Source organism: Rubrimonas sp., from assembly GCF_036788415.1.
GTDB lineage: Bacteria > Pseudomonadota > Alphaproteobacteria > Rhodobacterales > Rhodobacteraceae > Rubrimonas.
Genome location: NZ_DAIQNN010000101.1, coordinates 1 through 8,936, shown reverse-complemented (window position 1 = coordinate 8,936; position 8,936 = coordinate 1). Strand labels below are relative to the sequence as shown.

The 8,936-nt window shown below is 72.3% G+C and carries 8 protein-coding genes; 6 read left to right on the top strand and 2 right to left on the bottom strand.

Translation table 11 applies throughout. The features are described from left to right. Nucleotides 1–754 (bottom strand): aminotransferase class III-fold pyridoxal phosphate-dependent enzyme (locus V7Q31_RS15650; RefSeq protein WP_333834793.1); only part of this gene is annotated, 754 nt, incomplete at its 3' end. A gap of 142 nt (nucleotides 755–896) precedes the next feature. On the opposite strand from V7Q31_RS15650, the gene trpC reads away from it, so the two are divergent. The 4 genes from trpC (at nucleotide 897) to lexA (ending at nucleotide 4,196) form a co-directional block, all read left to right on the top strand. Continuing rightward, on the top strand, nucleotides 897–1,709 hold the full coding sequence (gene trpC / locus V7Q31_RS15645) for an indole-3-glycerol phosphate synthase TrpC (protein ID WP_333834792.1): 813 nt from the start codon (nucleotides 897–899) through the stop codon (nucleotides 1,707–1,709). Further along, a complete protein-coding gene (gene moaC, locus V7Q31_RS15640; RefSeq protein WP_333834791.1) occupies nucleotides 1,706–2,182 on the top strand; it encodes a cyclic pyranopterin monophosphate synthase MoaC in 477 nt (158 codons plus the stop codon). The genes trpC and moaC overlap by 4 nt, the downstream gene beginning before the upstream one ends. 11 nt (nucleotides 2,183–2,193) lie before the next feature. Then, on the top strand, nucleotides 2,194–3,378 hold the full coding sequence (locus V7Q31_RS15635) for a molybdopterin molybdotransferase MoeA (RefSeq protein ID WP_333834794.1): 1,185 nt from the start codon (nucleotides 2,194–2,196) through the stop codon (nucleotides 3,376–3,378). Nucleotides 3,379–3,440: 62 nt separating this feature from the next. Next, nucleotides 3,441–4,196, top strand: a complete 756-nt coding sequence (gene lexA / locus V7Q31_RS15630) for a transcriptional repressor LexA (RefSeq protein ID WP_333834790.1) — start codon at nucleotides 3,441–3,443, stop codon at nucleotides 4,194–4,196. Nucleotides 4,197–4,304: 108 nt separating this feature from the next. Here the strand turns inward: lexA and V7Q31_RS15625 are convergent, their stop codons facing one another. Continuing rightward, a complete protein-coding gene (locus V7Q31_RS15625; protein ID WP_333834789.1) occupies nucleotides 4,305–6,404 on the bottom strand; it encodes a ComEC/Rec2 family competence protein in 2,100 nt (699 codons plus the stop codon). A 94-nt stretch (nucleotides 6,405–6,498) separates the two neighbouring features. Here V7Q31_RS15625 and gltX point away from each other — a divergent pair, with 94 nt between their 5' ends. Together gltX and gltA are read left to right on the top strand one after the other, a co-directional pair. Then, a complete protein-coding gene (gene gltX, locus V7Q31_RS15620) occupies nucleotides 6,499–7,911 on the top strand; it encodes a glutamate--tRNA ligase (RefSeq protein WP_333834788.1) in 1,413 nt (470 codons plus the stop codon). 75 nt (nucleotides 7,912–7,986) lie between these two features. Next, nucleotides 7,987–8,936, top strand: a 950-nt coding sequence (gene gltA / locus V7Q31_RS15615) for a citrate synthase (RefSeq protein ID WP_333834787.1), incomplete at its 3' end; no start/stop codon positions are given.

The window sequence follows — 8,936 nt, the reverse complement described above, 5'->3', positions numbered from 1 at the left end:
GCGTGCCTGTCCGCCCCATGCCGCACATCACCTCGTCGAGGATCAGCAGCACGCCATGTCGGTCGCAGATCTCGCGGATGCGCTTGAAATAGCCGGGAACGGGGGGCACGGCGCCGGCAGTGGCGCCCACGACCGGTTCGGCGATGAAGGCCAGCACCGTCTCCGGGCCGAGCCGCTCGATCTCGGCGTCCAACTCGCCTGCGACGCGCAGACCATAGGCCTCGGGCGTCTCGTCCTCGGCGCGGTCGCGGTATTCGTAGCAGGGCGCGACGTGGGAGGTCTCGACCAGCAGCGGCGCGAATTGCGCGCGCCGCCATGCGTTGCCGCCCGCCGCCAGCGCGCCGAGCGTGTTGCCGTGATAGCTCTGGCGGCGGGCGATCACCCGAGCGCGCTGCGGCTGGCCGATCTCCACGAAATACTGCCGCGCGAGCTTGAGCGCGGCCTCCACCGCCTCCGAGCCGCCCGACACCAGATACGCCCGGTCGAGCCCGTCGGGCGCGCGGGCGATCAGCATGTCCGCAAGTCGTTCGGCGGGCTCGGAGGTGAAGAAGCCGGTATGGGCGAAGGCGAGCGCGTCGATCTGGGCGTGGATCGCGGCGCGCACGCCCGCGTCGGAGTGGCCGAGGCAGGAGACCGCCGCACCGCCCGAGCCGTCGAGATAGCGCTTGCCGGCGGCGTCGACGATGTAGCAGCCGTCGCCGCGGACGGCGACGGGCGGGGCGCCGCGGGTCGAGCGGCCGAAGATGTGGGTCATGCTGGCCTCCTCGCGCATCGCCCGGCCCGCGCATGATCAGGCGGGTCTCTGAAGGCGTCAACGGCCCGGCGGGCCGCGGGCCTCGCCGTGCGCCCGGCGCGCGGGGATTTGCCCAGCCGCGGAAATCGTCTAGCAACGGCGCATGAGCGACATCCTGACCCGCATCGAGACCTACAAACGCGCCGAGATCGCCGCCGCCAAGGCCGCAACCCCGCAGGCCGAGATCGCCGCGCGCGCCGCCGACGCCCCGCCGGTCCGCCCCTTCGCCGCCGCCCTGCGCGCGCAGGAGCAGGCGGGCCGCTACGGGCTGATCGCCGAGATCAAGCGCGCGAGCCCCTCCAGGGGCCTGATCCGCGCCGATTTCGACCCCGAGGCGCTGGCGCGCGCCTATGAGGCCGGGGGCGCCGCCTGTCTCAGCGTTCTCACCGACGGCCCGTCATTTCAGGGCGCGCCCGAATTCCTGACCGCCGCGCGCGCCGCCGTCTCGCTTCCCGCCCTGCGCAAGGACTTCCTGTTCGATCCCTATCAGGTCGCCGAGGCGCGCGCCTGGGGCGCGGACTGCATCCTGATCATCCTCGCCGCCGTGGACGACGCGCTGGCGCGCGAACTGGCGGACGCCGCCGCCGCATGGGGCATGAACGTTCTGTGGGAGACGCATGACGCGGCGGAGATGGCGCGCGCCGCGGCGCTCGGCGCGACGCTCGTCGGCGTCAACAACCGCAACCTGCGGACTTTCGAGACCGACCTCGCCCTCACCGAGCGCCTCGCCCCGCTGGCCCCCGGAGGCGCGCTGCTGGTCGCCGAATCGGGGCTCGCAGCGCCCGCCGACCTCGCCCGCCTCGCCCGCGCCGGCGCGCGCAGCTTCCTGATCGGCGAGAGCCTGATGCGGGCGGACGACGTCGCCGCCGCCACCCGCGCGATCCTCGCCCGCCCCGCCATCGGAGACGCCGCATGACCGGCCTCACCCATTTCGACGCCAAGGGCGACGCGCAGATGGTGGACGTCTCCGACAAGGACGTCACCGAGCGCGTCGCGGTCGCGCGCGGCGCCGTCGAGATGCGGCCCGAGACGCTGGCGCTGATCGCCGAGGGGCGCGCGAAGAAGGGCGACGTGCTGGCGGTCGCCCGGCTCGCCGGCATCATGGCCGCCAAGCGGACCGCCGATCTGATCCCGCTCTGCCACCCTTTGGCCCTCGCCAAAGTGGCTGTGGAGCTGAGCTGCGACGCCGCCCGCAGCCGCGTCGAGATCGAGGCGACGGTGAAAGTGACGGGGCGCACCGGCGTCGAGATGGAGGCGCTTACGGCGGTCTCGGTCGCGGCGCTGACCGTCTACGACATGGTCAAGGCCGTGGACAAGGGAATGCGGCTGACCGACATCCGCCTCGCCTTCAAGGATGGCGGGCGCACAGGGCGTTTCGAGGCGCAATGACCACGCCGATGATGCTCACCGTCGCCGAGGCGCTCGCGCGCATCCTCGCGCTCATGGCGCCGGTCGGGGTCGAAACGGTCCCGCTCGCCGAGGCGGGGGGGCGCGTCATGGCCGCGCCCGCAGCCGCCCGGCGCGACCAGCCGCCTTTCGACACGACCGCGATGGACGGCTACGCTTTGCGCGCCGAAGACGCCGCCGAGGGCGCCGCCTTGCGCGTCGTCGGCGAGTCGCAGGCGGGCCGGCGTTTCGAGGGCGTTATGAAGCCGGGCGAGGCGGTGCGCATCTTCACCGGCGCGCCGCTGCCGCCGGGGGCCGACGCGATCCTGATCCAGGAGAACGCCGCGCGCGAGGGCGACGCCGTGCGCGTGCTCCAGCCGCCGCGGGCGGGCGAGTTCGTGCGCCCGCTCGGGCTCGACTTCCGCGCCGGCGAGGAGCTGTTCCCGCGCCGTCGCCTGCGTGCGGGCGACGTGGCGCTGCTCGCCGCGATGAACGTTACGCAGGTCTCGGTGCGCAAGCGGGCGCGGATCGCGCTGATCCCGACGGGGGACGAGCTTGTGAACCCCGGCGAGACGCCGGGCCCCGACCAGATCGTCTCCTCCAACAATTTCGGCCTCGCAGCGATGCTGCGCGGGTTCGGCGCCGATCCGGTTCTGGCGCCGATCGCGCGCGACACGCGCGCGAGCCTCGACGCGGCGCTCGACGCCGCGCGCGGCGCCGATCTGATCGTGACGCTCGGCGGCGCCTCGGTCGGCGACCACGACCTCGTGCGCGACGCTCTGGGCGACGAGCAACTCGACTTCTACAAGGTCGCGATGCGCCCGGGAAAGCCGCTGATGGCCGGCCGCGTGCGCGGCGCGCCGATGATCGGACTGCCGGGCAATCCGGTCTCGGCGCTGGTCTGCGGCCATGTGTTCCTGCGTCCCGCCCTCGACGCGCTGCTGGGTCTGCAAGCGGGTCCGCTGCCGCGCAGCCGCGCCCGCCTCGTCCACGATCTCGATCCCGGAGGCCCGCGCGAGCACTACATGCGCGCGACGCTCTCGCCCGGCGAGGACGCCCCCCGCGTCGTCCCCTTCGACGCGCAGGACAGCTCGATGCTGAGCCGGCTGAGCGCCGCGGACTGCCTGATGGTGCAGCCGCCGCATGCGCCCGCGATGCGCGCGGGAACCATGATCGACGTGATCGCGCTCGACGCTTGACACGAAACGGGAACGATCATAGAACGACTAGGTGATTTGTTCCAGCGACGGAGCCGTCCGCCATGCTGACCCGGAAACAATACGAACTTCTCACTTTCATCCATCACCGCACTTTGCGCGACGGCGTGTCGCCCTCCTTCGACGAGATGAAGGAGGCGCTGGACCTGCGCTCGAAATCCGGGATCCACCGGCTGATAACGGCGCTGGAGGAGCGCGGCTTCATCCGCCGCCTCGCTCATCGCGCCCGCGCCATCGAAGTGATCCGCCTGCCCGAGAACATGAGCGGCGGGATGGGCGGCGGCGAGCGTCCGCGTCGCGGCGGCTTCACACCCTCGGTGATCGAGGGCGCGGGCGCGCGCGGCGGAAGCCGCCACGAGGCGCGAGCTGAAGCGCGCGCCGAGTTGCGCCTCGACGCGCGGGAGGAGGCGACGCGCAACATTCCCATCCTCGGGCGGATCGCCGCCGGCGCGCCCATCGAGGCGCTGCAGCACGCCGACCGCATGATCGCCGCGCCCTCGACGATGCTCGGCGCCGGCGCCGAGCATTTCGCCCTGGAGGTGCGCGGCGACTCGATGATCGATGCGGGAATTCTCGACGGCGACATCGTCGTGATCCGCCGCCAGAACACCGCGAGCAGCGGCGAGATCGTGGTGGCGCTGGTCGACGGGCACGAGGCGACGCTCAAGCGCCTCAAGCACCACAGCGGCGGCCGCATCGCGCTCGAGGCGGCGAATCCGGCCTATGAGGCGCGCATCCTCGGCGCCGATCAGGTGCGCATCCAGGGCAAGCTCGTCGGGCTGATCCGGAGCTACGCCTGACCACCTTGGGGCGCAAGCCGACCCAAGGGACTCGATTGACCAGATTTTTCCGTTCAAGAAAAGAACGCTCCCTACCTGGGACATGTTTCTTTCGGGTCGGTCTCCGCTCTAGCGCGCCGCGCCCGACCAGAGACGGTCGGCTGCATCGGCGCGTGCGAGGCGCAGGCCAGAGCGGTCGACGCGAAGGGCCAGCGCACCCGTCTCGGCCAGGCGCGCGCGGGTGAGCGCGACACAGGCCGGCGCGCCGTCCTCATCGGGGACGCGCCAGTCGAAATCCGGGGTGATCACGACCCCGCCGCCGGCGCACCGCGCGACGGCGCCGCGCGCGTCCGGGCGGCGGCCGAGATTCAGATGCAGCGTCGTGCCGTCGCGCAGCGCGGCGCGCCGCCATGCGCCCTCCGCCGCGAAGCCCGGACGCGCCGCGCCTTCGCGCCACGTCGCAGCGTCGCCGTCGCGGCGCAGCCAGGTCTCGGCGGCGAAGACGCTCCTCTCAGCGCCCGCCAGCGCCCGCCCCGTGGCGGTAGCAACCCCGACAGGGGCCCCGCCGGGCGCGATCAGCGCATCGGGCCGCGGCCCCGCGGCGAGCCAGAGCGCGAGCCCCGCGCCGACGGTGGCGGCGCCCGCCGCCCGAAACACTCGTGGTCGCGACAGACACAGGACCAGCCCGCCGAGCACGACCAGCCACAGCGTCGCCGCCGGGGCCGCTGCGACGGGACGGGCGGCCCCGGGAATGTCCGCGATCCACCGCGCCACGCCGAGCATCCATTCGATCCCGATCCCGGCGGCCCGCAGCGGCGCGCCTTCGAGCCCGAACGGCGCCGCCACCGCCGCCGCGCACAACGCCGGCGCCACGACGAGCCCGAGAAACGGGGTCGCCGCCAGATTGGCGGCGAGCCCCAGCTGCGACACGCGGTTGAAGTGATAGGCGGCGAAGGGCGCGGTCGCCGCCCCGGCGACGACGCTCGTGAGGACGAGCGCCGCCGCCCAGAGCCCGATCCGCCGCGCAAGACCGCGCCGCCGCGCGAACCACCCATGGGTCCGCGCGCCCTCATAGACCGCGACCAGCGCCAGCGTGGCGGCGAAGGACATCTGGAACCCCGCTTCGCCGAGGCTCTCCGGCGCGCGCGCGAGCACCAGCAGCGCCGCCAGCGCCAGCGCCCGGAGGCTGACCGCCGGCCGGTCCGCCAGCACCGCGACGAGCGCGACGGCGACCATGACGAAGGCGCGCTCGGTCGCCACCGAGGCCCCCGACAGCGCGAGATACCCGGCCCCCGCCGCCAGCGCCCCGACGGCCGCGATCTTCTTGATCGGCGCCCGCAGCGCCACGCCGGGGGCCGCTGCGAGCCCCAGCCTCAGCGTGAAGAACGCGAGACCGCAGACGATGCTCATATGCAGCCCCGAGATCGCCAGCAGATGCGCCAGATTGGCCGTCCGCAGCGCCTCGAGCGCGTCGGGCGGCAGGCCGGAGCGATCCCCGACCGCCAGCGCCGCCGCGAAAGCCCCCGCCTCGCCCGGCAGCCGCGCCCGCAGCGCCGCGCCGAGGTCGAAGCGCAGGCCCGCCAATGTGGGCCCCTCGGCCCGCGCGATCAGCGCCGGCGGGCCGCTCGCGAGGCCCACCGCGCCGAGCCGGTCGAACCATGCGGCGCGGCGGAAGTCGAACGCGCGCGGCTCGACCGGCCCGCCCGGAGGCCCCAGCCGCGCGCGCGTCGAGACGCGGTCGCCGGGGCGAAACCCCTCCGCATAGCGCGCCGATCGCAACGCGACGCGCACCCGCGCCGGCGTCGCCTCGGCGGCGAGGCCGTAGATGCGGACCTCCTCGAGAAGCAGGCGGGGCAGCCCGGCGCGCGACTGGTCGACGGCGGCGATCCGCCCTTCGACCACCGCCTCGATCTCGGCGGACAGCACCGGCGCTGCGACCATATGCGCCCGCAGCGTCGCCGCCCCGAAGCCGAGCGCCGCCAGCGCGAACCCGACAGTGGCCACGCGAAGCGCCAGCCCGGCCCGCGCCGCCGTCCAGAACAGCGCCACAGCGAGTCCGACCGATGCGGCGAGACTCCAGAGCGGCGGCTCGACGGTCATCAGGAAATAGGCCTGGACGCCCGCCCCGAAGGCCACCGGGGCCCAGAGCGCGGCGCGGCGCGGATCGGGCGCCCACAGCGCCGCGCGCGTCGCCATCGTCCCCGGCGCCTCCCCGAGCCCGTCGCGCAACCGGCTTGTTCTCCCCGCCCCGCTTCGTCATAAGCCCAGCGCATGCGCCGCGCCGGCTGCGGCCGACGCCCTCGCATCCGGACCGCGCGCCACCATGACCCAGACCGACCGCATCGTCACCCGCTTCGCCCCGTCGCCGACTGGCTATCTGCACATCGGCGGCGCGCGCACCGCGCTCTTCAACTGGCTCTACGCCCGGGGGCGCGGCGGCAAGTTCCTGCTGCGCATCGAGGACACCGACCGCGCCCGCTCGACCCCCGAGGCCACCGAGGCGATCTTCGCCGGGCTGCGCTGGCTGGGGCTCGACTGGGACGGCGAGGCGATCAGCCAGTTCGCGCGCGCCGAGCGCCATCGCGAAGTCGCCGACGCGATGATCGCGCGCGGCGGCGCCTATCGCTGCTACGCCACCAAGGAGGAGGTCGACGCCGCCCGCGCCCAGGCCGTCGCCGAGAAGCGCCCGCAGCGCTTCGACAGCCCGTGGCGCGACCGCGACCCCGCCGACGCCCCCGAAGGCGCGCCCTTCGTCATCCGCCTCAAGGCCCCGCGCGACGGCGAGACGACCGTGGAGGACGCCGTGCAGGGGACGGTGCGCTGGTCCAACGACCAGCTCGACGACCTGATCCTCGTTCGCTCCGACGGCGCGCCGACCTACATGCACGCCGTGGTGGTGGACGACCAGGACATGGGCGTGACGCATGTCATCCGCGGCGACGACCACCTGACCAACGCCGCGCGCCAGAGCCTGATCTACGCCGCGATGGGCTGGGAGACGCCGGTCTTCGCGCATATCCCGCTGATCCACGGGCCGGACGGCGCGAAGCTCAGCAAGCGCCACGGCGCGCTCGGCGTCGAGGCCTATCGCGACATGGGCTATCTGCCGGCGGCGATGCGCAACTATCTCGCGCGGCTCGGCTGGGGGCATGGCGACGACGAGTATTTCTCGACCGAACAGGCGACGGAATGGTTCGACCTGTCCGGCGTCGGGCGGGCCCCCGCGCGCTTCGATTTCGCCAAGCTCGCCGATCTCAACGGCCGGCACATGCGCGACGCCGACGACTCCGCGCTGCTCGCCGAGATCGACGCCCTTCTTGCGGCGCAGCAAAAGCCGCAACTGGACGAAGCGACGCGGGCGACGCTGCTCCAGGCGATGCCCGGCCTGAAAGTCCGAGCCAAGACGCTCATCGAACTTCTTGACAACGCTTACTATATTTTCGCGCAGCGGCCGCTCGACTTCGACGAGAAGGCGGCGAAGCTGCTCGACGCCCCGGCCCGCGACATCCTCGCCAAATTGACCCCTGTCCTGCGCGATGCTAGCGATTGGCGCAGCGCAGCACTCGAAGAGGTTGTGCGCAACTTCGCCGAAGCTCGCGACATGAAGCTCGGGAAAGTCGCGCAGCCGCTCCGGGCGGCGCTGACCGGCCGCGCCGTCTCTCCCGGGGTTTTCGAGGTCATGGAGACGCTCGGCCCCTCCGAGACGCTGGCGCGCATCGCCGATCAGGCGAGCTGACGTTCCGCCTCGCGCCATCTTGCGAGGCCCATGACACCGGCCGCGCCAACGCGGCCCGACAACAGGGGGTTGCGCATGGCTGACGGCGCTCAGAACCGTTTCGCGACGCTGACATATGGCGACAAGACCGTCGATCTCCCGGTGATTTCCGGATCGGTGGGGCCGGATGTGGTCGACATCCGCAAGCTCTACGCGGCGACCGGCATGTTCACCTACGATCCCGGCTTCACCTCGACGGCGGCCTGCTCCTCGGCGATCACCTATATCGACGGCGACAAGGGCGAGCTGCTCTATCGCGGCTATCCGATCGACCAGCTGGCCGAGAAGAGCCATTATCTCGAAGTCTGCTACCTGCTGCTCTACGGAGAACTGCCGACAGCGTCGCAGCTCGAGGATTTCGAGAACCGCGTCACCCGCCACACCATGCTGCACGAGCAGATGGTGAACTTCTTCCGCGGCTTCCGGCGCGACGCCCATCCGATGGCGGTGGTCTGCGGCGTGGTCGGCGCGATGTCGGCCTTCTACCATGACAGCACCGACATCACCGATCCGTGGCAGCGCGAAGTCGCCTCGGTGCGGATGATCGCCAAGCTGCCGACGATCTGCTCCTGGGCCTTCAAGTATTCGACCGGTCAACCCTTCATCTATCCGCGCAACGAACTCGACTACGCGGCGAACTTCCTGCACATGTGCTTTGCGACGCCGTGCGAGGAGTATGTGGTCGACCCGATCCTCAGCCGGGCGATGGACCGCATCTTCACGCTGCATGCCGATCACGAGCAGAACGCCTCGACCTCGACAGTACGGCTGGCGGGCTCGTCCGAGGCCAATCCCTTCGCCTGCATCGCGGCGGGCGTCGCTTGCCTTTGGGGGCCCGCGCATGGCGGCGCCAACGAGGCCTGCCTCAAGATGCTGCGGGAGATCGGCACGGTCGACCGCATCCCCGAATACATCAAGCGCGCCAAGGACAAGGACGACCCGTTCCGCCTGATGGGCTTCGGCCACCGCGTCTACAAGAACTTCGA